This window comes from Flavobacterium beibuense, assembly GCF_004151245.1.
Classification (GTDB): Bacteria; Bacteroidota; Bacteroidia; order Flavobacteriales; family Flavobacteriaceae; genus Flavobacterium; species Flavobacterium beibuense_A.
This window is the reverse complement of record NZ_JUIW01000002.1, coordinates 220,913-245,505: the sequence shown is the minus strand read 5'-3', so window position 1 is coordinate 245,505 and position 24,593 is coordinate 220,913. Positions and strand designations below refer to the sequence as shown.

Sequence of the window (24,593 nt, the reverse complement as noted above, 5' to 3'; positions counted from 1 at the left end):
AGATTTCAAATTACCCGCACTTATTTATGATTTTATTATTTCTCCATCACCTCATATATCTTCTCAAGAAGTTCATGCTGTTTAAAAGGTTTAGATACATAAGCGTTCATTCCTAAGTCAAAACATTTTTGCTGTTCCCCTATTAATGAGTGTGCAGTAATTGCTATAATAGGAACATTATTTTTTAATTCCTCCCTTATAAATACAGTTGTTTGGTAACCATCTTTTACAGGCATCTGCAAATCCATAAGAATTAAATCATAGTTGTTCTTAGCCAATAAATCTATACCTTCTTGCCCATTATTGGCAATATCAATATCAAATCCAAATCCCTTTATGATGTTTTTGGCAAGATGCTGATTAAGTATATTATCCTCACAAAGCATTATAGAAAGGCTACCTAAGCTCTCGGCTGGTTGTTTTTCTTCAACTTTTTCTTCTATGGTACCGGACTCACAAGTCTTATCAAAATCAAGTATAAAATAAAACTCCGATCCTTTTCCTAAAGTACTTTTTACTCCAAGCTCTCCATCCATAAGCTCCACAAGCTGCTTTACGATATTGAGCCCTAATCCTGTTCCTCCAAATCTCCTGGTAGTACTTTCTTCTGCCTGGGTAAAACGTTCAAATATAGTATTCAGTTTATCTTCTGGTATACCTATACCTGTGTCCTTTATAGAGAACTTAAGCCTACAGTTACCATCGGTATCATCAATCTTTTTTACAGAAATTGTAACCTCTCCTTCTTCGGTAAATTTAAGTGCATTACCTGCCAGATTCATTAATACCTGATTTATACGCCCCTTATCCCCTAAAACTGTTTCCGGCATATTGGCATCCAGAAATAAATTGAATTCAACACCGTTTTGCGAAGCCTTTACTTTTAAAAGATCGTAAACATGTTTAAGAGTATGCTTTAAATTAAACTGTGACTTCTCAATTACAAGCTTTCCTGATTCTATTTTAGAAAGATCAAGTATATCATTAATAATTAACAATAGGTTGTCACCAGCTGTCTGTACATTAGTAACGAACTCTTTTTGTTTTTCGTTTAACTCAGTACGTGCAAGTAAATCAGTAAAACCTATTATGGCATTCATTGGGGTACGAATCTCATGGCTCATATTGGCCATAAAACTATCTTTTACAAAAATAGCCTTTTCTGCAATTTCTTTTGCTTTAATCAATTCGGCCTCTACAGCTTTTCTGTCGGTTATATCATTTGCTATTTCAACAAATTTAAAAGGAATGCCTTTACTATCTAAAAAAGGAACTACAACCACTTCAACCCAATACTGTTTTCCGTCTTTGGTTTCACTGTTAACTTCATTTCTCCATACAGCACCTGAATTAATTGTATTCCATAAGTTCGAGAATGCTCCTGTATTTCCGTAAGCAGTTTTTGTATCCTTAATACTTTTACCTATTAATTCTTTACGTTTGAATTTTGTAATGCTACATGTTGTATCATTTACAAAAGTTATTTTTCCTTCTTTATCGAAAATAATAACCCCTGAAGTTTCATCTAAAGCTATTTTATAACTTTCAAGTTCTCTGTTTACGGATTCCAGCTCTTTCTTTGCCATTCTGGCTACCTCTTCACGAAGATTTGAGTTCCTTTTCCTTATTTCTAAGTTTCTTTTTCTTATTTCAACCTGATTCATTACGTGATGAGCCAAAATTTTAAGTGCTTTACGCTGATCATCATCAATCTCTTTTACTACCGTATCTACAACACAAATTGTACCTATATTATAACCTTCTGAAGATTTTAAAGGTACTCCGGCATAAAAGCGTACGCCAAAGTCTCCCGTTACATTTGGGTTATCTTTAAATATAGGATGTTTTGTCGCATCTGGTACTTCAACTAAATCATCCTGCATTATAACATGCTGGCAAAAGGTTTCCTCTCGGGGTAACTCAGAAACATCCATCCCTTTTTTAGCTTTATACCATTGTCTTTTTTCATCAATAAAAGACACTAAAGCTATAGGGGTTTTGTATATATATGATGCTAAATGAACAATATCATCAAACTCCTCTTCAGAGAATGTATCTAAAATATTATAATCATGTAAAGCTTCGAGTCTTTCTTTTTCATTAGCAGGTATAGGAAAAGCTTGTTTTTCCATTAGTGTAGGGCTTGGGTATTACTTAAACAATAAATAAAGATAAGTAAAGGTAATAAAAATGAATTCTGATTTAAAATGTTAAATCAGTAATTTATTACAAAGCTTTGATAAAAAGAAAAAAGATGCTTAAATCCTGCCTTTTAAAGCATTAAATGCCCAGGAGATTGCAAAAAAACCGATTCCTACTACAGAAAAACCTATAGCATAATCAGGATATTTTAATACTCCCAAAAGAACCAGAGCCGCACCAATAAGGAACAGTATAAATGAAGCCCACCCGAAGATGGTGTTTTTGTTCATTCCCATTTTGTTATATTATATTTATAAAGGGTTTTAGCCTGCAAATATCGTGCTTTTTATTTAATTAAATATTTTTACAAGCATCTCTTTAAGTAAATCGGCCTGAGATATGGCATTAGCCCCTACTCCTTTACTTTTTACATCAATATCTCGTAAAGCATTAACGATACCACTAACTTTTTTCATAGGATAATTACGGAGAGCTATATCATAATCCTTCATAAAATAAGGATTTACCTTAAGTACTTTTGCAGCATTACCGGCGCTTTTATCCTTTAAACCGTGATATTGAAGTAATTGTGAAAAAAAACCAAATATCAAGCCTGTAGTCATGACCAATGGGTTATCCTTTGGGTTTTGAGAAAAATGATCAGCTATTTTATATGCCTTTAACTGATCCCTCTCCCCTATGGCTTTTCTAAGTTCAAAAACATTATAATCTTTACTGATACCAATATTATCTTCAATGCTCTTTGGGGTTATATTGCTTCCTTTAGGAAGTATTATTAACAGCTTTTCAATCTCATTATTAATCTTACTTAAGTCGTTACCCAAAAACTCCACAAGCATTGCAGCAGCCTTTGGTTCTATTGTATATCCTTTACCGGAAAGCACTCTTTTTATCCAGTCGGCTACTTGGTTTTCATAAAGCTTTTTACTTTCATAAACCAGTCCGGCCTTATCTAAAAGCTTGGTAACCTTTTTACGTTTATCAAGGGTTTTATATTTATAGGCAAACACCAAAACCGTTGTAGGCTGCGGATTCTGGGCATAAGTCTCAAGCTTATCAATTGTCCTGGAAAGTTCCTGAGCCTCCTTAACTATCACTACCTGTCTTTCGGCCATCATAGGGTATCTCCTGGCGCTGGACATAATATCTTCAATACTTACATCCTTACCATATAACACCATTTGATTAAAACCTTTCTCTTCTTCACTAAGTATGTTGTCTTCAATATACTCGGTAAGCCTGTCTATATAGTACGGCTCTTCACCCATAAAAAAATAAATGGGCTTTATATTGCCCTGTTTTATATCGTTAACAATTTTTACTACCTCGTCCACTAAGCCTTTGTTTAGTCAAATTAATTAAAATCAAAAAAATTATACATTTGCTTTATGCAAAAGCTAAACTTTCCCAATTATACTTTCCGATTCAAAAATAGTGAAAATAAGGTCGCCATTTTTGATGAAATACGTAAAAAATTTATTCTTCTTACACCAGAGGAATGGGTTAGGCAACATGTGGTACATTACCTTCTTAATGAAAAAAAATATCCCAAATCATATATAAACGTTGAGAAAATATTAAAAATCAACGGACTCACAAAGCGATATGATGTAGTGGTTTTTAATCCTGACGGAAGCATATTTCTTTTGATTGAATGCAAAGCCCCACAGGTTGCCATTACTCAAAACACATTTGATCAGATAGCCCGTTATAACATGACTCTTAATGCTAACTATATGATGGTTACAAACGGGTTAAATCATTACTTTTGCCATATGGACTATGAACAGGAAAAATATAATTTTCTACGTAACCTGCCTGACTTTACAATAAGCCGATGAATAATATTGCCGTAGTTATTTTAAACTGGAACGGAAAAGCACTTTTAGAAGAGTTTTTACCCTACATCATTAAATATTCTGAAAATGCGACTATATATGTTGCAGACAATGCTTCTACCGATTCATCTGTAGAGTATGTAAAAACTGCTTTTCCTCAAATTAAAATTATACAGAACAAAGGCAATTTTGGCTATGCAAAAGGGTACAATGAGGCCCTTAAGGAAGTTGATGAAGAAATTTATGCCTTGGTAAATTCTGATATTGAGGTTACCCCTAACTGGCTCTTACCAATAGCTGAGTTATTTGATAAAGACAGGGAGACAGCTATCGTACAACCCAAAATACTTGATTACTACAAAAGAGATACTTTTGAATATGCCGGAGCTGCCGGTGGTTTTATTGATAAATACGGCTTTGCTTATTGCAGGGGTCGTGTTTTTGAAACTATTGAAAAGGATAATGGCCAGTACAATGATATTTTAGATATTTTTTGGGCATCAGGTGCCTGCTTTTTTATACGAAAAGATGTTTTTTGGGAGCTTGGCGGATTCGATGAAGACTTTTTTGCCCATCAGGAAGAAATAGACCTTTGCTGGCGTGCATTTAACCAAAACTATAAAATAAAATACTGCGGCACTTCCCATGTTTTTCATGTAGGCGGAGCAACGCTAAAAAATACAAACCCAAAGAAAACTTTTCTCAACTTTAGGAACTCATTATGGATGATGCTTAAGAATCTTCCAAAAAGCAAACTTTTTCCTGTACTGTTTGTCCGACTTTTTCAGGACGGATTGGCAAGTATGCGGTTTTTTTCTCAGGGTAAATTTGCCTTTTTATGGGCTGTTTTAAAGTCTCATTTTTATTTTTATTTATATCTGTTCAAATTTTTAAACAAAAGAAAATCAAAGCAGTATAAAAATTACTACAAAACAAATAGTATCGTTTACAATTATTTCATTTTAGGTAAGAAAAATTTTAACAATAGTTTATAGACCAAAGCGTTATTATTTGCAGGAATATATATAATTTTGTTTTAAATTTAAACTTTCTATCTTATGAGAAGAACCGTTCTATTACTATCATTGGCAGCAATGACGCTGACATCTTGTGGATCTAAAAAGAAGATTGCCGAGTTAGAAGCAAAGAACAAAGAGATCCAGGATCTACTTAATACAGCTACCATGAAGCTGAATACCTGTTTAGCCGAGAAGAGCTCATTGACAGATCAGGTTGATTACCTTAAAAAGAACAACTCTGACCTTCACAATACTATGGCTACTCTTTCATCTAAAGATGCAGCCAATGTTGAAAGATCTCTTGAAATGATCAAGGAGAAAGACCTTAGAATTACAAGACTACAGGATGCTTTAACACGTAAAGACTCTGTAACACTTGCATTAGTAACTAGCATCAAAAGAGCTGTTGGTATAAATGATCCGGACATCGAAGTAAATGTTGAAAAAGGAGTTGTATATATTTCAATTGCAGATAAGCTGCTATTTAAAAGCGGTAGCTATCAGGTAAGCGACAGAGCTAAAGAAGTTTTAGGAAAGGTTGCGGCAATAGTTAAGGATAAACCTAACTTTGAATGTATGGTGGAAGGCCACACTGATAATGTGCCTATCAAAAACCCTGTACTACAGGATAACTGGGACTTAAGTGTTAAACGTGCTACATCTATCGTAAGAATACTTCAGGAAGATTTTAATATCGAGCCTCAAAGATTAGTTGCTGCTGGACGTGGTGAGTATATTCCACTTGAATCTAACGATACTGCTGAAGGAAGAGCAAGAAACAGAAGAACAAGAATTTATGTTCTTCCTAAAATCGATCAGTTCTACGACATGATTGAAAAAGAAATGAAAAATCAAACTAAATAAATCTTTAGTTTATTATAATAAAAAAAGGCTGCCAATCGGCAGCCTTTTTCATTTTTAAATTAATGAGTATTCGTTTCGCTTTTGTTGTTTCCTGTTATTAACAGCTCTATTCTTCTTTGAGTTACCCATAGGTATACTTAAAATCATACCGGTAATACATATTAAAAGTAAAATAACCAGCATTGAGAAATACAAAATTCCGTTTGCTGTTGACAGATCTGGGAATGCAACAATTGAGTAATAGGTTGTGGAGAAAAAAGCAATTGTCGATAAAATTAAAGTAAAAACTCTCATAATCCTTAATTTGCGTTGTGGTAGAAATTGGTTAATTGAAAAGGATTAAATTTTAATATATTCCTTCAGTATCACATTTTTATAACAATTAGTTAGATTTTAAATATTATAAAAATTCAAAAAAGAAAAAGATCTTTTGTGGGGTCTGGTTTGGTCTTACATTAGTAAAATTACAAAATTAATGTTAACACATGTTAATTACATCTAAATTTTTTGTTATTTAATTTGCTTTTTACACAAAATTTAATAAAGATTATTTATTATTTAAATAAAATGAAATAAATTCAAAGATTTTAGAATAAGCAAATAAATACTTATTTTCGTACGCGGAATTTAAACCGGTAAAATACATACTGATGAAATACGATATTATAGTTTTAGGAAGCGGTCCAGGCGGTTATGTTACTGCAATAAGGGCTTCACAACTTGGCTTTAAAGTAGCTGTTGTAGAAAAAGAGAACCTTGGCGGTATTTGCCTTAACTGGGGATGTATACCTACTAAAGCGCTTTTAAAGAGTGCACAGGTATTCGATTATCTTAAACACGCTTCAGACTACGGACTTACAGTAAAAGAGTTTGATAAGGATTTTAACGCTGTTATTGAGCGTAGCCGTGGCGTTGCCGACGGTATGAGCAAAGGTGTTCAGTTCCTTATGAAAAAAAATAAGATTGAGGTTATTTATGGTGCCGGTAAAGTAAAAGCCGGTAAAAAAGTTGATGTAACCGATAAAGACGGTAAAACAACTGAAATAAGCGCAGATCATATCATTATAGCTACAGGTGCACGTTCTAGAGAACTGCCTAACCTGCCTCAGGACGGGAAAAAAGTTATTGGTTACCGTCAGGCAATGACCCTGCCAGAACAACCTAAATCAATGATTGTAGTAGGTTCTGGAGCTATAGGTGTTGAGTTTGCTCATTTCTATAACTCTATGGGTACTGACGTAACTATTGTTGAGTTTATGCCTAATATTGTTCCTGTTGAAGACGAGGATATCTCAAAACAATTTGAGCGTTCACTTAAAAAATCAGGTATCAAGATAATGACTAACTCTTCTGTAGAGAAAGTTGATACTACAGGTAACGGAGTTAAAGCTACTGTAAAGACAGCTAAAGGAGAAGAAATTCTTGAAGCAGACATCGTGCTTTCTGCAGTAGGTATTAAATCAAATATCGAGAATATAGGTCTTGAAGAAGTTGGTATCGCTACAGACAGAGATAAAATATTAGTAAACAGCTATTACCAGACTAATATCCCTGGCTACTATGCAATTGGCGACGTTGTTCCCGGACAGGCTCTTGCACACGTTGCTTCTGCTGAAGGTATCCTTTGTGTAGAGAAAATTGCAGGTATGCACGTAGAACCTCTTGATTACGGAAACATTCCTGGTTGTACTTATGCTACTCCTGAGATCGCTTCTGTAGGTCTTACTGAAAAGCAGGCTAAAGAGAAAGGTTATGAGCTTAAAGTTGGTAAATTCCCGTTCACAGCTTCAGGAAAAGCAAAAGCAGCAGGTACTCCTGACGGTTTTGTAAAAGTTATTTTTGATGCTAAGTACGGCGAATGGTTAGGCTGCCACATGATTGGTGCCGGTGTTACCGATATGATTGCCGAAGCTGTTGTTGCCCGTAAACTGGAAACTACAGGTCACGAAATATTAAAAGCAGTTCACCCTCACCCTACTATGAGTGAAGCAGTGATGGAAGCTGTTGCTGATGCTTATGGTGAAGTTATTCACTTATAATAAGTATAACGATAATAATAAAATCCGCCCTTATGGCGGATTTTTTATTTTATATATTTATAAAAAAATTAACCAAATGAAAATTAAAGCAATATTCTTTTTCTTATTTAGCTTATTCTCAATTTCATTGTGTTCTTCTCAAGAAAAAGAAAATAACACTCAGTTCCCTCCCACAACAGGATATATAAATGATTTTGAAAATATTTATACCCCAGAAGAAATAAAAGAGCTTACAGAAATTATTTCCTTGTTTGAAAAAGAAACAGGAAATGAAATTGTGGTTGCGACCATCGATAATATTAGTAATTATGATAGTTTCGAGAAATATACCATTGACCTATCTAGCTATTGGGGCATAGGTAAACCTGATAAAAACAATGGGTTGAGTATAATATTAAGTAAAAAACTTAGGCGTGTAAGAATTAACACTAGCATAGGGACACAAGAAATAATTAATGATGATTTTTGCCAACAGTTAATCAACAAACACGGCATCCCTAATTACAAAGAAGGAAATTTCTTTATAGGTACAAAACTTATGCTTCTAGCTATAATAGAAGCGTGGAGATAAAACACCTAACTCATACTTTCACTTATCTATAACATAGTTACCGTACATTATTTGTAAATTTACTATTGTTAAACTATAAATTGCAATATAATGGAAAGAGGAAACTACGGAAGGTTTTTGCTGATGCTGCTTGTTTCATTTATAGTAATGTATGCTGTAATGTATGCTAATGTAGCCAGTGAAAGTCATATATACTTGAGTCTTAGCCGATTTTATATGACAATATTAATGGTTGTTCCTATGGCGCTGGTAATGTTGCTGTTTATGCAGAAAATGTATAGAAACCGAGGAAAAAACAATATTATTATAATAGCGGGAGTTTTATTATTTACCGCATCATTTGTAATGTTGAGAACCCAAGCCTACATAGATGACGAACGATACATGGAAGCCATGATACCCCACCATTCTTCAGCTATATTATCCAGTGAACATGCCGATTTAAAAGATCCTGAAGTACAGGCTCTCTCAAGACAGATTATTGAATCTCAAAAAAGAGAGATTGAGCAGATGAAGGATATTTTAAAAAGAATGGAAGATAAATAAGTCTTTGTTGTGTGAGTGTCGTAAAATTCATACTGTTTATACTCACTCTAAATATCAGAATTTTACTATCTTGCGTTTCTTTAACAGAAAGGCTATAAATGGATAATAACATACCCGAAACTACTCAACATAACGAAAAACAGATAACCCTGTTTCAGTCATTAATCCCAATAATTTTACTTGTCGCTTTTTTAGCACTTAACGTTTATATTTTTAAGGATAATGCCATTGGCGGATCTAATCAGTTTGTACTGTTAATGGGTGGTGCATTTGCAGCAGTAGTAGGTTTTGTAAATAAAGTACCTTATGAAAAGATGCTTAACAAAGTGTCTAAAAACATTAAATCTACATCGGGCGCTATTTTAATCCTTTTACTTGTAGGTTCTTTATCGGGCACCTGGCTTATAAGTGGCATAGTACCCGCAATGATATATTACGGATTACAAATACTTCATCCGGACATTTTTCTTCCGGCATGTGTAATCATCTGTTCTATAATATCAATAGCTACCGGTAGTTCATGGACAACTTCAGCTACTGTAGGTGTAGCATTAATAGGAATAGGAAATACAATAGGTATTAATCCGGGTATGGTTGCAGGGGCCGTAATTTCAGGAGCTTATTTTGGTGATAAGATGTCTCCCCTATCCGATACAACCAATCTTGCGCCTGCAATGGCAGGAACAGATTTATTCACGCATATAAAATACATGGTATATACAACGGTACCTACCTATATCATTACATTAATCCTGTTTATTATTTTAGGATTAACACAGAACATGGAAGGTGCTACCGATACAGCAACGACACTAAATGCTATAAAGGAAATTTTTACCATCAGTCCTTGGCTATTTATTGTGCCAATTATAGTAATCGCTCTAATTGTAAAAAAAACAGAACCACTTATAGCACTGCTTATAGGAACACTATTAGGAGCATTGTTTGCCCTTATATTCCAACCGGAACTGGTTGCTAAAATTGGTGGTGGAAATAAACTGGACTTTATTTCGGGCTATAAAGGCATTATGAATTCTATCACTGTTAAAAGTTCTGTAGAAACATCAAACGAAACATTACAGGGACTTTTTGAGTCTAAAGGTATGGAAGGAATGTTAGGAACCATTTGGCTTATATTATGTGCTATGGTTTTTGGCGGAGTTATGGAGGCGATTGGTGCGTTAAAAGCAATAAGCAGAGCAATGCTAAAAGTTGCTAATGGCATTTTTGGCCTTTTTGCAAGTACTGTAAGTAGCTGTATTGTACTTAATGTAACCGCATCCGATCAATACTTAGCAATTGTGGTTCCCGGAAAAATGTTTGCTGAAGCCTACAGGGAAAAAGGGCTCGCTCCGGAAAACCTGAGCCGTACTTTAGAAGATTCAGGCACGGTAACATCAGTACTTGTCCCATGGAATACCTGTGGCGCCTATCAGTCGAGCGTATTAGGAGTATCTACCTTAAATTATCTTCCTTACGCCTTTTTTAATATTTTAAGTCCTATTATGACTTTAATCTTTGCTGCTTTCAGGATTAAAATCAGACAGTTAACCGAAAGAGTTGTTTCGGCATAAAGGAATTCTATATCCCAATAAACATTTATGATACTTATAACTATAGTTAAAAACTATTATAATGTATTTTTGCAACGAATTAAAATTATAAACCATAAATTAATAATAGTATGTCTTTAGTAGGAAAAAAATTTCCAAACATTGCAGTTGACGCTATCTCAGAAATGGGAGATAACCTTAAAATTAACATTTTTGAAGAAGCAGTAAATAATAACAAAAAAGTACTTTTATTCTGGTATCCTAAAGATTTCACTTTTGTATGCCCTACTGAGCTTCATGCTTTTCAGGCTGCTCTTGGTGAGTTCGAAAAAAGAAACACTATTGTAATAGGTGCTTCTTGCGATACTAACGAGGTTCACTTTGCGTGGTTAAACACTCCAAAAAACAACGGTGGTATTGAAGGGGTTACTTACCCGCTTTTAGCTGATACTAACAGAAATCTTTCAAGTATCCTTGGTATTCTTGATGTAGAAACTGCAGGTTACAACGAAGAGACTGATTCAGTTCTTTTAGAAGGTTCTAATGTTACTTACAGAGCTACTTATCTTGTTGACGAAACAGGAAAAATTTTCCACGAAAGCGTAAACGATATGCCTCTTGGCCGTAATGTAAATGAGTACTTAAGATTAATCGACGCTTACACTCACGTACAAACTAAAGGTGAGGTTTGCCCTGCAAACTGGGAAGAAGGTAAAGAAGCTATGACAGCAGACCGTACAGGTGTTGCTTCTTACTTAAGCGTAAACTAATATAAAAATTTAAAGAAGCCATGTTAAAAGAACTGGAAAAAGATAATTTGGCAGAAATCGTTTCAGGAGAGCCGGTTGTAGTAGTACAATATTCGGCTGGATGGTGCGGAAACTGCAGAATCATGAAGCCAAAATTCAAAAAAATGGCTTCTGAAAATGAAAACATAACGTTTGTAATTGCTGATGCCGAGAATTTCCCGGAATCAAGAAAACTGGCTAAAGTAGACAACCTACCTACATTTGCCACTTTTAAAAACGGTGTTCTTGTTAATCAGACACAAACAAATAAAGTAGACGTTTTAACCGAATTAGTCAATGAAGTTACCAGTAATTAAGCATTTAACCCAGTTTATTGAAGATAACGACCAGGATTATATTATAGAAACCCTAGAAGTACTTGAGGCATTAACCGAAGTTCCTTCTCTTAAAGACGAAGAGCTTGATGTTATAGGTGAGCTTATCTCAAACATGTATGGTGCCCTTGAGGTAAATAAAATGGTTAAGAACGGAATGGACCGCAAAGAAGCACTAAACAGCTTTATGACACGTGTTCTTGGTGCAATTGATAAAAATTAGGTTTTTACATAATTTACCTAAACGCTCTGTTATCACAACAGAGCGTTTTTTGTTTACTTTTGTTAAAAACAACACTGATAAGAATGCACATCTATATAAAAAACATGGTTTGTAACCGCTGTATTACTGCAGTTAAAAACGAGCTTGAAAAACTAAATACCAAAATAAAGTCTATTGATTTAGGTGAAGCGGAAATTGAAGGAAATTTGTCAACTCAAGAACTCGCTGAACTTGGAATTATCCTTAAACAATTAGGATTTGAAATTATAAACGACAAAAAGGGCCGGCTTATAGAGCAAATTAAAAATGAGATTGTTTATGTAATTCATCATTCAGACAGTATACTTAATACAAATCTTTCTTTTTGGCTGGCCGATAAGCTCCATTATGATTATACCTATTTAAGCAACCTCTTCTCTGAAGTTGAAGGCACTACTATTGAGAAATACTTTATAGCCCAACGTATAGAAAAGGTAAAAGAATTACTGGTATATGATGAACTATCATTAAGTGAAATTGCCGAAGCCATGGGATACAGCAGTGCGGCTTATTTATCGAGTCAGTTTAAAAAAGTAACAGGCTTCACCCCTACCCATTACAAGTCGGTAAAAGAAAATAAACGTAGGAAAATAGATGAGCTTTAAGCTAATACATTTTTGTTAGAAACAATAGCTCAGCCTTAGTCTTAATATAACTATAAAACTACCTCCCTACCCAAACTCTTATAATATATTTTCTTACTTTTGTTAGCTAACAAATCTAAGAAAATGGCTAACATAACTTTAGGAGGAAATCCGGTAAAAACATCAGGTGAACTACCTCAAAACGGTACTGCAGCACCACAATTTACATTAACAGGAACAGATCTTTCATCAGTATCTCTTTCTGATTTTAAAGGTACTAAACTTGTACTTAACATCTTCCCAAGTATTGATACCGGGACATGTGCTACATCTGTAAGAAAGTTCAATGAAAAAGCATCTTCACTGAAAAATACAAAAGTTCTTTGTATTTCACGCGATCTGCCTTTTGCACAAAAGCGTTTTTGTGGAGCTGAAGGAATTGAAAACGTAATTTCCCTTTCAGATTTTAAAGATGGTTCTTTTGGAAACAGCTATGGACTTACAATTACAGACGGACCTCTTGCAGGCTTACACTCACGTGCTGTAGTTGTTGTTGATGAAAACGGAAATGTAAAATATACTGAACAGGTTTCTGAAATTGCTGATGAGCCTAATTATGAAAATGCCTTAGCGGCACTTTAATAATTTTCTTTTTGATGAAGGACAACAGGTTTATTACAGGCAGGTTAAAAAGCATGGTTTATGCTGCCAAAGGAGCAATAAAACTGCTAACTACAGAGCACAGTATAATGGTGCAGTTTTCCATTGGAATACTGGTAACCATAGCCGGTTTTTATTTTGAAATATCCTCTACCGAATGGCTCTTTCAAATATTTGCTATTGGCTTGGTTATTTCTATTGAAGGACTTAACACTGCAGTCGAAAAAATAGCCGACTTCATCCATCCGCAATACAACGAACGTATCGGTTTTATAAAAGATATTGCTGCAGGTGCCGTATTTTTTGCGGCACTTACAGCAATAGCTATCGGCATAATTATTTATTACCCTAAATTTTTCTGCTGATTTAAGGTTTTATTCTATTTTTACAATTAGGTAAGCAAATTATAAATGGCAAAAAGCAATAAAAAAGATACTGGCAAAAAAGAAGCTCAACCCACTACGGAAAAAAAGAAATTCCAACTTTCAAGGCGCAATAAAGTATTGGTAGGAATTTTGTTTTTCCTTTTTTCCATAGCATTACTGCTTTCTTTTGTTTCTTATTTTTTATATGGTGATTTTGACCAAAGTGGCCTTTCTGATTTAGGAAACAGGCAGGAAAAGGTATATAACTGGCTGGGGAAGTTTGGAGCTTACCTTGCAGACCTGTTTATATATAGAGGGTTTGGTGCGGCTTCCTTTATTTTTATCCGCTTTTTCTTTTTACTGGGATCTTATCTGGTATTAGATTTACCCGTTGGCAAACTTAAAAAAACATTATTCTGGGATTTATACCTGGTAATAATCCTTTCGGTCCTTTTTGGTTTTTTCAACCAGTATCTTCCTGAATTAGGAGGTATTATAGGTTATGAAATAAACCTTTACATGCAGGATTATCTTGCCAAGACAGGAACTCTTCTTGTACTTATTTTCGGGTTGTTTGTATTCCTTTTATTAAGGGTTAAAATATCTCCGGATGCCATTAAAACATTCTTTGAGAAAAGACAACAGGAAAGAGAAGCTGCTGAAGAAAAAAGGCTACAGGAACTTGCTGCACAGGAAAAGGCACAAAATACTCCTGAAAGCATAACTGCTCCTATAATAAACAATGCTTACGAAGCTGATGAAGAAGACGATTTGGATTTAGAAAATATTGAGCTAAAAACAATACCTACTTCTCAATTTGAAATAAATAAAGAATCACTTAAACCAACTATAAGTCACTCTTCAGAAATTAACCTGAATCCTAAAACTAAGGAAGAACCTTTTAAACCTGAAGAGACAAAACAGAATGAGATAATTGAAAGTAGCGACGAAAGCTTCGTAATAGAAAAGTCTGCTGAAGAAGATGTTGTAGAAGAAAATCTTGCCGCAAAACTTGTTCAGGATTTTGGAGAGTTTGACCCTACCCTTGAACTTTCCAATTATCAAATGCCATCAATTGAGCTTCTAAGAGAGTACTCTTCAGGCGGTATAACTATCAATCAGGCAGAACTGGAAGAAAATAAAAACCGTATTGTAGAGACTCTTAAAAACTACAAGATTGACATTGCTCAAATTAAGGCAACTGTTGGTCCTACGGTTACATTATATGAAATAATACCCGAAGCTGGGATACGCATCTCAAAAATCAAAAGCCTTGAAGATGATATTGCATTATCACTTTCGGCTTTAGGAATACGTATCATCGCTCCTATTCCGGGTAAAGGAACCATTGGTATTGAAGTACCTAATAAAACTCCAACTATGGTTTCCATGAAAAGCGTAATAGCTTCTCCTAAGTTCCAAAATGCAGAAATGGAGTTGCCTATAGCTTTAGGTAAAACCATATCTAATGAGACTTTTGTGGTAGACCTTGCCAAAATGCCTCACCTTCTTATGGCCGGTGCTACAGGACAGGGTAAGTCGGTAGGTTTAAACGCAGTGCTTACCTCGTTACTATATAAAAAGCACCCCGCTGAAGTTAAATTTGTACTGGTAGACCCTAAAAAGGTTGAGCTAACTTTATTTAATAAAATTGAAAGACATTATCTGGCTAAACTCCCTGATAGTGAGGATGCTATTATAACCGATAACACAAAGGTCATCAACACCTTAAACTCATTATGTATTGAAATGGACAACCGTTACAACCTTTTAAAGGATGCAATGGTTAGAAACATTAAAGAATACAACGATAAGTTTAAACAAAGAAAACTTAATCCAGAAAACGGACATCGTTTCCTGCCATATATCGTTCTTGTGGTTGACGAGTTTGCCGACCTCATAATGACTGCCGGTAAAGAAGTTGAAACTCCTATCGCCCGTTTGGCTCAGTTAGCACGTGCTATTGGTATTCATCTTATTATTGCAACACAAAGACCTTCGGTTAATGTAATTACAGGTATTATTAAGGCCAATTTCCCGGCAAGGATAGCTTTTAGGGTAACATCTAAAATTGACTCAAGAACTATTCTTGATAGTCAGGGCGCTGATCAGTTAATAGGCCGAGGTGACTTACTTTACACACAGGGTAATGACCTTACGCGTGTACAATGTGCTTTTGTAGATACACCGGAAGTAGATAAAATAACAGAATTTATAGGTTCACAGAAAGCATATCCGGATGCTTATCAGCTTCCAGAGTATGTAGGTGAAGAAAGTGGCACCAATCTTGATATAGATGTATCTGAGAGAGACTCTATGTTCAGAGAAGCCGCAGAAGTTATTGTTACAGCCCAACAAGGTTCGGCATCATTACTTCAGCGTAAATTAAAACTTGGGTACAACCGTGCCGGAAGGCTTATCGACCAGTTGGAAGCAGCTGGTATTGTAGGTCCTTTTGAAGGTAGTAAAGCCCGTAATGTTTTAATCCCTGATCTTACGTCGCTGGAACAATTTTTTAAGAATGAAGAAAACAACTTTTAAGATGTACAATTTTATAAGGGTATTGACCGTATTTTTTATAACCTTTTCACTTAACGCACAGGATTCATCACAAAAAGCTAAAAAGCTTCTTGATGATGTATCAGCAAAAATTAAAGGATATGAAAATATAGTTTTTGATTTTAAATACTCCTACTCCAACCCAAATAGTAACCTTAACCAGGAAAGTAAAGGCAATGTTTCTATGCAGGGAGAAATGTATGTTTTAAACTTTATGGGCATTACACGAATCTTTGACGGTAAAAAAATATATAATATTGTACCGGAAGACGAAGAAATAACCATTTCAAATTATGATAAAGATAAGAAGGACGAACTTACTCCTTCTAAAATGCTTACTTTCTTTAGTTCTGGCTATAAATATTCAATGGATATCCTTCAAAATGTAAAAGGCCGTAAAATACAGTATGTAAAACTGAAACCTATTGATGCTAATAACAAGGCTAAAGAAATACTTATTGGCATTGATTATCAGACAAAACACATCCATAATCTGATCCAAGTAGACAAAGATGGCAGTAAAAGCACTTTTACCATAAATTCTTTTAAAACAAATCAACCTTTGTCAAAAAATCATTTTACCTTTACCGAAAGTAAATATCCTAATTATTACATTAATAGATTAGACTAGTTTTCCGGTGAAAATCTTAGACCGCTATATCCTCAAATCGTTTATCACGACATTTGCTACAGTATTTATTATCCTGTTCTTTATATTTATTTTACAGGGAATATGGCTGTTTATTGCCGAACTTGCAGGAAAAGACCTTGATGCCTGGCTGGTAATAAAGTTTCTTTTGTTTTATTCTCCTAAAATGATTCCACTGGTATTACCACTGTCAATACTATTGGCCGGAATTATGACTTTTGGAAGTTTTGCCGAAAACTATGAGTTTGCCGCAATGAAGTCTTCTGGAATATCTTTAGGACGCGCTATGAGAGGACTTACCATATTTATTTTAGGATTGAGTATCGTTGCATTCATCTTTGCAAATAATGTTATCCCTAAGGCTGAATATAAGTTTGTTAACCTTAGAAAAAATATAATTCAACGACAGCCAGCCATGGCTATTGTTGAGGGTCAGTTCAACTCAATTGGCGACAACTTTAATATAAAAGTATCTAAAAAATCTGGCGAAAAAGGAGAAAAACTTACTGATGTAACTATTCATAAAAGAGGTAAAGGAGAAATACAGTCAACTATAATAAGAGCTAAAAACGGCTTACTTAAAAGCAATGAATCCTCTAATCTTCTACAGCTTGAACTTTTTAACGGTTACTATTATGAGGAACTTAAATCTAAGAACTCAAGAGAACAACAAAAAGCTCCATTTGCTAAAAGTACTTTCTCTAAACAAATTATGAATATTGACCTTTCTATATTAAATAATGATGATATGGATGAGGAAAAAATTTCACAAACAAATGGAATGCTTACTATAAGTGAACTTACTTACACTCTTGATTCACTGGAAAATAATTATAACAAAGAAAAGCGTTCTATAACTGACAATGTAGTAAAGCGCACCGCTAATGCACTTTCCAGGAAAACCAGTTATTCAGAAAGAGACTTCAGTAATCTTGAAAAGCTTCCTGATTCTGTAAAAACAGATAAAAATGACCTGTTAAGCCTTATGGTCGATTCCAAAAAACAAAGAATACTTGATATATCAATTAACAATACAAGCAGTAGTGCCAATATTGTTAAGCAAAGTATTAGTGCACAAAATGAAAGAATGAAGAACATTAATAACCACTGGCTGGCATTATACGAAAAATTTGTTATTGCCTATGCCTGTCTTTTAATGTTTTTTATAGGAGCACCTCTGGGAGCTATAATCCGTAAAGGAGGTATTGGCTTACCAATAGTATTTGCTGTAATCATATTTATTGTATTCCACTTTATAAATACTTTTGGTAAAAAACTGGCTCAGGAAAACGGCATCCCTCCATTTTTCGGGTCATGGATGTCATCTATTGTATTAACACCTCTGGCAATATTACTAACATACAGAGCCACTAATGATATTGGTATGATTAATATGGATGCAATTATGCTTCCGTTGCAAAAAGCCGCAATGAAATTATTTAAGATTAAATCAAACGAAGAATAAAATGTCTGCTGAGCATATACAACTAAATACTATAGAAGAAGCTATAGAAGATATCCGCAACGGTAAAGTTATTATTGTTGTTGATGATGAAGATCGCGAAAATGAAGGAGATTTTCTTGCCGCTGCTGATAAGGTTACTCCCGAGATGATAAACTTTATGGCAACACATGGAAAAGGGCTTATATGTACTCCCCTAACCGAGAAACGCTGTAAAGAACTTGAGCTAAATGTTATGGTTACCAACAACACCGATAGTATGCAAACCGCCTTCACAGTTTCTATAGATCTTAAAGGTAATGGTGTTACTACAGGTATTTCAGCACACGACAGGGCTAAAACAGTAGAAGCTTTAGTAGATACTAATACAAAACCAAACGATTTAGGGAGACCAGGACACATTTTTCCTCTTATAGCTAAAGAAGGTGGTGTGTTAAGAAGAACAGGTCACACAGAGGCCGCTATTGACTTTGCAAGGCTTGCCGGTTTTAGACCTGCAGGTGTAATTTGTGAAATAATGAACGATGATGGCTCAATGGCCAGATTACCGCAGTTATATGAAGTAGCTAAGAAGTTTGACCTTAAACTGGTATCTATTGAAGATCTTGTCGCATATAGAATGCAGCATGACAGCCTTATTCAGAAAAAAGAAGATTTTGAAGTAGAAACAAGGTTTGGTACTTTCCGATTAAGGGCTTATCTGCAAACTACAAACAAACAAGTTCATGTTGCCCTTACAAAAGGCAGCTGGAATATAGGAGAACCTGTTTTAACACGTATTAACTCAACACAGGTTAATAATGATATTTTAGGCACACTAACAAACGATGCCGACAGAAAGCTTGATAATATGTTTCAACGCATAAATAAGGAAGGTAAAGGTGCTATACTGTTCATAAATCAGGAAATTCAACCATCTGAACTTTTAACCCGTATAAAAGAGTTAAAAGAATTACAGTCAAAAGGCATCAATAAAGCTCCGCAAATTAAAATGGATGTGAAAGACTTTGGTATCGGAGCACAGATTTTACATGACATTGATATCTCAAAAATACGCCTTCTTACAAACTCTACACAAACAAAACGTGTAGGTATGATAGGCTACGGACTGGAAATTACCGAGTATGTGGAATATTAAGAAAAAATATTTTTTTCTTAACCATAAGTAAATGAAAGGCTTAAAAAACAGTGCTAAAATATTTTACTTTTTTTACTTAAAATGTTTTTGAAAACCGGAAAAGCTTTCTATATTTGCACCGCAATCAGGGAATGATAGCGACATACTGGAGAAATGGCAGAGCGGTCGAATGCGGCGGTCTTGAAAACCGTTGACTGTAACAGGTCCGGGGGTTCGAATCCCTCTTTCTCCGCCAAAGGAAGTTTCAAAAGAAACTTTAAAAGTCAAAAAACCTTAAAACACTAGTGTTTTAAGGTTTTTTCGTTTTTAGACATATTCTAAAATACACATATAATATCAAAGGACAGTTACCCTATTGGTTACCCTATCTTTTTTGTTTATTATTTTACAGAAAAAGGGTAACTAAAAAGATAGAATTCCCGGGGAATTCCCTAAAAACAATAGGGACTCATGAAGTTTTTAAATCTATTTGAATATTAATTTAAAAACAGATAAGTCATGTTAAAAGTCATTTTTTACATTAAAACTGAAAAGTATCTAAATGGAGAAAACCTATTTTTTCCAAAATCTCCTACAACAACAAATCAAGGTTCTGTCGCATCTGTTTGTTAAGTCCAGGAAATTCAAGCACTTTAAAATTATGCTGCCAGTTTGCAGAATAATTTGAACGTAGTTGTCCCAGGATTAATCATCTGATTCTTTCTCAACATATGTATAACTTCTATTCCACTAAATGTTCTCTTAGCTGATTCAAAACTTTTAAAGCCTAAGCTGTTTTGTATTCTCCATTTTATAAAACGATGATCTTGCTCCACAATATTATTAAGATATTAACATTGACGAATTTTAATTTTAGGTAAAGAACGTTTATTATAAACCTTGATAGCCCCAGTATTGGAAACACTTTTATCAATATTGATGACTCTTGGTTTACAATTATTAGTAATCGCTTTGATTAAAAAAGATTGGGCACTCATCCTCTGCCTTTTTCTAGTCAACAGAAAATCAACTGTATTGCCTGATTTGTCAACTGCCCTGTACAGATAAAACCAAACATCTTTCACTTTAATATATGTTTCATCCATTCTCCAACTAGTCCCAACGAAAAGTTTTCTCTTTTTCATTTGCAACTCAATAAATGGTGTGAACTTATACACCCAGCGCTGAATCGTAGCATGGTCAACCTAAACGCCGCGAATCTTCATTATCTCTTCAACATCGCGGTAGCTCAGAGTAAACCTAAGCTTAAAATATACGGCCTGAAGAATTATAGATTTCGGATAGCAATGACCTTTGATATTCATGAAATAAAGATTTTAAAGACCAAAGGTAAAACATATGTGTAGATGCGACAGAACCAATATTGTTTAAAATCTATATGCTGGAAACTCCGTTAAAAACATACCATTTTAGTTAAATATTTAAAAATGGTCATACAGATAAACTGTATTATGTCAGAAATTTGATAATAAATCTTAGTATCTATGTTCAATAAATCACTTTTTATAGTATCTGCTTTTATATTATTTAGCTGTGGGGCAACAAAAACAGCAAGCAGCCATTTTGTATTTAAAAATTCTAAAGCCGAACAAAAATATATCACCTCGTATAATAATACAATGAAACTATGGCCTGTTTCTTATGAGGAAAAAGATATTAATACTTCCTTTGGCACAGCACATGTTATAATAAGCGGTCCTACATCCGGTGAGCCGTTGGTACTATTGCATGGTATGGACGCCAGTTCTACTATGTGGTATCCAAATATTGGGGATTATGCAAAAAAATACAGGGTATATACCATAGATTATTTAATGGAGCCCGGAAAATCAGTTTCAAAAGGCGATAAACTTAATACAGATGAGATTATTTCTTGGTATGATCAGGTTTTCAATAATCTCGGATTAGAACAGTTTAATCTTGTCGGAATGTCAAGAGGCGGATGGATGGCAACACATTATACGCTACATTCTAAGGACAGAATAAAAAAACTCATATTGCTGGCACCGGTACAAACCTTTAACAATATTGAGGTTGACACTAAAACTATGACAGCTGCTAATTTTAAATTCTTCCCAAACAGAAATAATTTAAAAAAAGCTGTGAATGCCCTCTCACGCAGGCCCGAAAAAATAGCTCCTGCCTTTAAGGAACAGATGTACCTTGGTGTAAAAAATACAAAGTCTAATTTTGATGTGCTGCAAATGACTCCTTTCAGTAAGAAAGAACTTGAATCGTTAACACTACCTGTATTAGTGCTTGTTGGCGATCATGATATTCTTAATAATAGTAATATAGTTGAAAAAGCAGGTAAAATACTGCCTAAAATAAATGCTGCAGTTATTGAAGATGCCGGGCATTTTCTTACTATAGACCAAAAAGATGAGGTAGACAGGCGTATAATTGAATTTCTGGACACAAAAAAGTAATGCATGCCTGATGATATTAAGGAAATAACAGGGATTGAGGTTAAGGAAAGAATTCCCTACAGTGTTCTTAAAGCTGCCGACGAGATGGTAAATATTGACTTAATCGCCGATGAGCTGATTACCCGCCTTAAAGAAGGAAAAATATATACAGCCGATAAAATCCAGTCGGCCCTAGGTAATTTTTTTAAGCCTCAACATATTGGAATTCATACCAAAAAGTGGACACAAAATAACGGAGTTAATCAGGTTACCAATAGAAAAACAAAAGAAACAATTTTTTATAAAAACTTAAGATAACTCACGGTTCATGTGAATTTTTATTTTCTGATTGTTTCCTATATTATTGATATTCAAAAGTTGTATTAAGGTTTCTATAAGTTCAACATTTGTATCTACAAACCCGCAAAGCAAGATCAAAATAGATAATATGCATGTGATACAAGCCTGTAACTATTATTGTTCAGGTATATACTATCCTTAATTATTTACATGTAATTGTTATAGCCTAATATCTTCTAACTAGGCTACAATTCAATTTAGTAAAACGTTTTAGTAATTAGTTTGATTTACATATATTTGATACTTATAAAATATAATCCTAATGACTAGAAGTAAATATTATTGCATTTTTTTTCTGTTTTATAGTATCTTATCATTTTCTCAAACTATTCCTATTCACAAAAAATCATTAGTTGGTAATGGCATTGCCGAGTTCATACCACAAGGTTTTGATAAGAATAAAACACCTTCATTAATATTACAAAGTGATCCTGTTAACTATAGTAGTCTTCCTGAAAATTGGAGACTACTTCCAGAGTTTACTTTAGTGGCCGATAAAGCAAGTGCTACCCTTGTATTAGAAGATAATGTCAGTTTATACGGTGGAGGTGAAGTCACAGGGCCGCTATTGCGAAATAATCAATCAATTAAACTTTGGAATACAGATACCGGAGCATACAGTGTTGAAAATGGGAAAAGACTTTATCAAACCCATCCCTGGGTTATGGGTGTTCGCGCCAATGGGACAGCTTTCGGCATATTGTTTGACAGCACATGGAAAGCTGAACTTATAACAGATTCAGATAAAATAATATACAATTCAGAAGGTGCATTGTTTAGAGTCTATGTAATAGATCGTGATTCTCCACAAGCTGTAATGAAAGGCCTGGCAGAACTTATTGGTACAATTAAAATGCCTGCCCGATGGACATTGGGATATCATCAATGCAGATTTTCTTATGATTCAGAAGAACGTGTACTTCAAATAGCAGACACATTCAGGTTAAAAAAAATTCCATGTGATGTTATTTGGATGGATATTGATTATATGGATGGATACAGAGTTTTTACCTTCGATAAAAAAAGGTTTCCTAATCCTAAAGGTCTTAATGACAAATTACACCAAAAAGGTTTCAAAGCTGTATACATGATTGATCCCGGAGTAAAGGTAGATGAGAATTATCATATTTACCAGTCAGGCACTAAAAATGATATATGGGTTAAAAACCCGGATGGCACAGAATACCATGGAAAAGTATGGCCTGGTGATTGTACTTTTCCAGACTTTACAATGCCGCAAGCCAGATTATGGTGGGCAGATATTTATAAAGATTTTCTTGACACAGGTATTGACGGTGTTTGGAACGATATGAATGAACCGGCAGTTAATGACAATGAATTACCTGAAAATTTACGCTTGGGAACTATGCCTTATGAGACTCCTCATAGAGGAGGTGATAATTTACCTGCAGGCTCACATTTGTTATATCATAATGCATACGGAAGATTAATGGTCGAAGCGTCTTATAATGGTATTATAAATACAAACCCTAATAAAAGGCCTTTTCTACTTACCAGAGCTAATCTTTTAGGGGGACAACGCTATGCTGCAACATGGACCGGTGATAATTATGCAAGTTGGGAACACTTAAAGCTATCTGTACCCATGTCTTTAACTCTGGGGCTTTCTGGACAACCTTTTAACGGTCCGGATATTGGAGGTTTTTTAGGCAATACAAGTGGTGATTTATGGGCTAATTGGCTTGGGTTTGGAGCCTTTATGCCCTTTGCCAGGGGACATGCCTGTGCTGGTACAAATAATAAAGAACCATGGGCCTTTGGACAAGACATTGAAATATCTTCAAAAATTGCATTAGAGAGACGCTATCGTATACTCCCCCACCTATATACTTTATTCTATAATTCGCACAAAACTGGATTACCTGTAATGGCTCCTGTTTTTTTTGCAGATAGTAAAGACTTAAAACTTAGAGCTGAAGAACAAGCATTTTTATTAGGTAAAGACTTATTAGTTATTCCTTCGTTTGCAAAAGATCCGGCACTACCTTCTGGTATTTGGGAAGAATTTAGTTTGGTTGATGGTGATTTAGAGGATACTTACCAGGCTCAAATAAAGATTAGAGGAGGAAGTATATTACCTGTAGGCAAAATTATTCAGAATACTAATGAAAATTCTTTTGATCCCCTCACGCTTATTGTCTGTCTTGACGAGAATGGTAAGGCTTTAGGTGAACTTTATATAGATGAAGGTGATAACTGGAATTTTGAAAATGGTGAATTTAGTTTGATTAAATTCATTGCTCAGAAAAAGGGTAAAACAGTATTTGTTAAAGTAAGTAATAAAAAAGGAAATATGAATACTGATACCATTATACGTAATATTAATGTACAAGTTATAATGAATAATAAAGTTTATAACGGTAATGGTACCCTAAAAGATATTATAAAAGTAAAATTATAATAAGATAA

The 24,593-nt window shown here is 34.5% G+C and carries 22 protein-coding genes, 1 tRNA gene and 2 pseudogenes; 21 read left to right on the top strand and 4 right to left on the bottom strand.

All coding sequences use genetic code 11. The features are described from left to right. Positions 1-35: 35 nt before the first annotated feature. From NU09_RS03200 to holA, 3 genes are all read right to left on the bottom strand, one after another. A complete protein-coding gene (locus NU09_RS03200; protein ID WP_129749811.1) occupies positions 36-2,132 on the bottom strand; it encodes an ATP-binding protein in 2,097 nt (698 codons plus the stop codon). Positions 2,133-2,258: 126 nt separating this feature from the next. Further along, a complete protein-coding gene (locus tag NU09_RS03195; RefSeq protein ID WP_129749810.1) occupies positions 2,259-2,438 on the bottom strand; it encodes a CAL67264 family membrane protein in 180 nt (59 codons plus the stop codon). A gap of 54 nt (positions 2,439-2,492) precedes the next feature. Continuing rightward, positions 2,493-3,497 carry a DNA polymerase III subunit delta gene (holA, locus tag NU09_RS03190; RefSeq protein ID WP_129749809.1) on the bottom strand — a complete coding sequence of 335 codons (1,005 nt, stop codon included), beginning with the start codon at positions 3,495-3,497 and terminating at the stop codon, positions 2,493-2,495. Positions 3,498-3,551: 54 nt separating this feature from the next. Here holA and NU09_RS03185 point away from each other — a divergent pair, with 54 nt between their 5' ends. From NU09_RS03185 to NU09_RS03100, 18 genes are all read left to right on the top strand, one after another. Next, a complete protein-coding gene (locus tag NU09_RS03185; protein WP_129749808.1) occupies positions 3,552-4,004 on the top strand; it encodes a type I restriction enzyme HsdR N-terminal domain-containing protein in 453 nt (150 codons plus the stop codon). After that, complete coding sequence (locus tag NU09_RS03180) at positions 4,001-4,996, top strand: glycosyltransferase family 2 protein (protein WP_129749807.1); 996 nt, start codon at positions 4,001-4,003, stop codon at positions 4,994-4,996. Before NU09_RS03185 ends, NU09_RS03180 begins: the two co-directional genes overlap by 4 nt. A gap of 63 nt (positions 4,997-5,059) precedes the next feature. Then, on the top strand, positions 5,060-5,884 hold the full coding sequence (locus NU09_RS03175) for a flagellar motor protein MotB (protein WP_129749806.1): 825 nt from the start codon (positions 5,060-5,062) through the stop codon (positions 5,882-5,884). Positions 5,885-6,534: 650 nt separating this feature from the next. Further along, a complete protein-coding gene (lpdA, locus tag NU09_RS03170; RefSeq protein WP_129749805.1) occupies positions 6,535-7,923 on the top strand; it encodes a dihydrolipoyl dehydrogenase in 1,389 nt (462 codons plus the stop codon). Positions 7,924-7,999: 76 nt separating this feature from the next. After that, complete coding sequence (locus tag NU09_RS03165) at positions 8,000-8,494, top strand: TPM domain-containing protein (RefSeq protein WP_165357651.1); 495 nt, start codon at positions 8,000-8,002, stop codon at positions 8,492-8,494. Positions 8,495-8,584: 90 nt separating this feature from the next. Beyond that, complete coding sequence (locus NU09_RS03160; RefSeq protein WP_129749803.1) at positions 8,585-9,040, top strand: DUF305 domain-containing protein; 456 nt, start codon at positions 8,585-8,587, stop codon at positions 9,038-9,040. A gap of 98 nt (positions 9,041-9,138) precedes the next feature. Further along, complete coding sequence (gene nhaC / locus NU09_RS03155; RefSeq protein WP_129749802.1) at positions 9,139-10,614, top strand: Na+/H+ antiporter NhaC; 1,476 nt, start codon at positions 9,139-9,141, stop codon at positions 10,612-10,614. 110 nt (positions 10,615-10,724) lie between these two features. Further along, complete coding sequence (locus NU09_RS03150) at positions 10,725-11,363, top strand: peroxiredoxin (protein ID WP_129749801.1); 639 nt, start codon at positions 10,725-10,727, stop codon at positions 11,361-11,363. A gap of 20 nt (positions 11,364-11,383) precedes the next feature. Beyond that, the gene (locus NU09_RS03145; RefSeq protein WP_129749800.1) at positions 11,384-11,698 is read left to right on the top strand and encodes a thioredoxin family protein; all 315 of its coding nucleotides are present in this window, start codon (positions 11,384-11,386) and stop codon (positions 11,696-11,698) included. Then, positions 11,679-11,939: a DUF6952 family protein gene (locus NU09_RS03140; protein WP_129749799.1), complete on the top strand. Its 261-nt coding sequence runs from the start codon at positions 11,679-11,681 to the stop codon at positions 11,937-11,939. Before NU09_RS03145 ends, NU09_RS03140 begins: the two co-directional genes overlap by 20 nt. An 83-nt stretch (positions 11,940-12,022) precedes the next feature. Further along, the gene (locus NU09_RS03135; RefSeq protein ID WP_129749798.1) at positions 12,023-12,583 is read left to right on the top strand and encodes a helix-turn-helix domain-containing protein; all 561 of its coding nucleotides are present in this window, start codon (positions 12,023-12,025) and stop codon (positions 12,581-12,583) included. A gap of 123 nt (positions 12,584-12,706) precedes the next feature. Continuing rightward, positions 12,707-13,204, top strand: a complete 498-nt coding sequence (tpx, locus tag NU09_RS03130; RefSeq protein WP_129749797.1) for a thiol peroxidase — start codon at positions 12,707-12,709, stop codon at positions 13,202-13,204. 14 nt (positions 13,205-13,218) lie between these two features. Continuing rightward, entirely contained in the window at positions 13,219-13,587 is a 369-nt protein-coding gene (locus tag NU09_RS03125) for a diacylglycerol kinase family protein (RefSeq protein WP_129749796.1), read from the top strand. 45 nt (positions 13,588-13,632) lie between these two features. Next, positions 13,633-16,128: a DNA translocase FtsK gene (locus NU09_RS03120; protein WP_129749795.1), complete on the top strand. Its 2,496-nt coding sequence runs from the start codon at positions 13,633-13,635 to the stop codon at positions 16,126-16,128. Continuing rightward, entirely contained in the window at positions 16,109-16,777 is a 669-nt protein-coding gene (locus NU09_RS03115) for a LolA family protein (protein ID WP_129749794.1), read from the top strand. Before NU09_RS03120 ends, NU09_RS03115 begins: the two co-directional genes overlap by 20 nt. A gap of 7 nt (positions 16,778-16,784) precedes the next feature. Further along, the gene (locus NU09_RS03110; protein WP_129749793.1) at positions 16,785-18,260 is read left to right on the top strand and encodes an LptF/LptG family permease; all 1,476 of its coding nucleotides are present in this window, start codon (positions 16,785-16,787) and stop codon (positions 18,258-18,260) included. A gap of 1 nt (position 18,261) precedes the next feature. Next, the gene (gene ribB / locus NU09_RS03105; protein WP_129749792.1) at positions 18,262-19,395 is read left to right on the top strand and encodes a 3,4-dihydroxy-2-butanone-4-phosphate synthase; all 1,134 of its coding nucleotides are present in this window, start codon (positions 18,262-18,264) and stop codon (positions 19,393-19,395) included. A 147-nt stretch (positions 19,396-19,542) separates the two neighbouring features. Then, positions 19,543-19,630 (top strand) — tRNA-Ser (locus NU09_RS03100). A gap of 403 nt (positions 19,631-20,033) precedes the next feature. Here the strand turns inward: NU09_RS03100 and NU09_RS03095 are convergent. Then, positions 20,034-20,699, bottom strand: a pseudogene (locus NU09_RS03095) (IS6 family transposase). A gap of 315 nt (positions 20,700-21,014) precedes the next feature. On the opposite strand from NU09_RS03095, the gene NU09_RS03090 reads away from it, so the two are divergent. The 3 genes and pseudogenes from NU09_RS03090 (at position 21,015) to NU09_RS03080 (ending at position 24,585) form a co-directional block, all read left to right on the top strand. Next, entirely contained in the window at positions 21,015-21,824 is an 810-nt protein-coding gene (locus NU09_RS03090; RefSeq protein ID WP_165357650.1) for an alpha/beta fold hydrolase, read from the top strand. Between the two features lie 9 nt (positions 21,825-21,833). Beyond that, positions 21,834-22,025: pseudogene (locus NU09_RS03085) on the top strand (sensor protein KdpD); the annotation flags it as partial. A 400-nt stretch (positions 22,026-22,425) separates the two neighbouring features. Further along, entirely contained in the window at positions 22,426-24,585 is a 2,160-nt protein-coding gene (locus tag NU09_RS03080; RefSeq protein ID WP_129749789.1) for a TIM-barrel domain-containing protein, read from the top strand. The last annotated feature ends 8 nt before the right edge of the window (positions 24,586-24,593 follow it).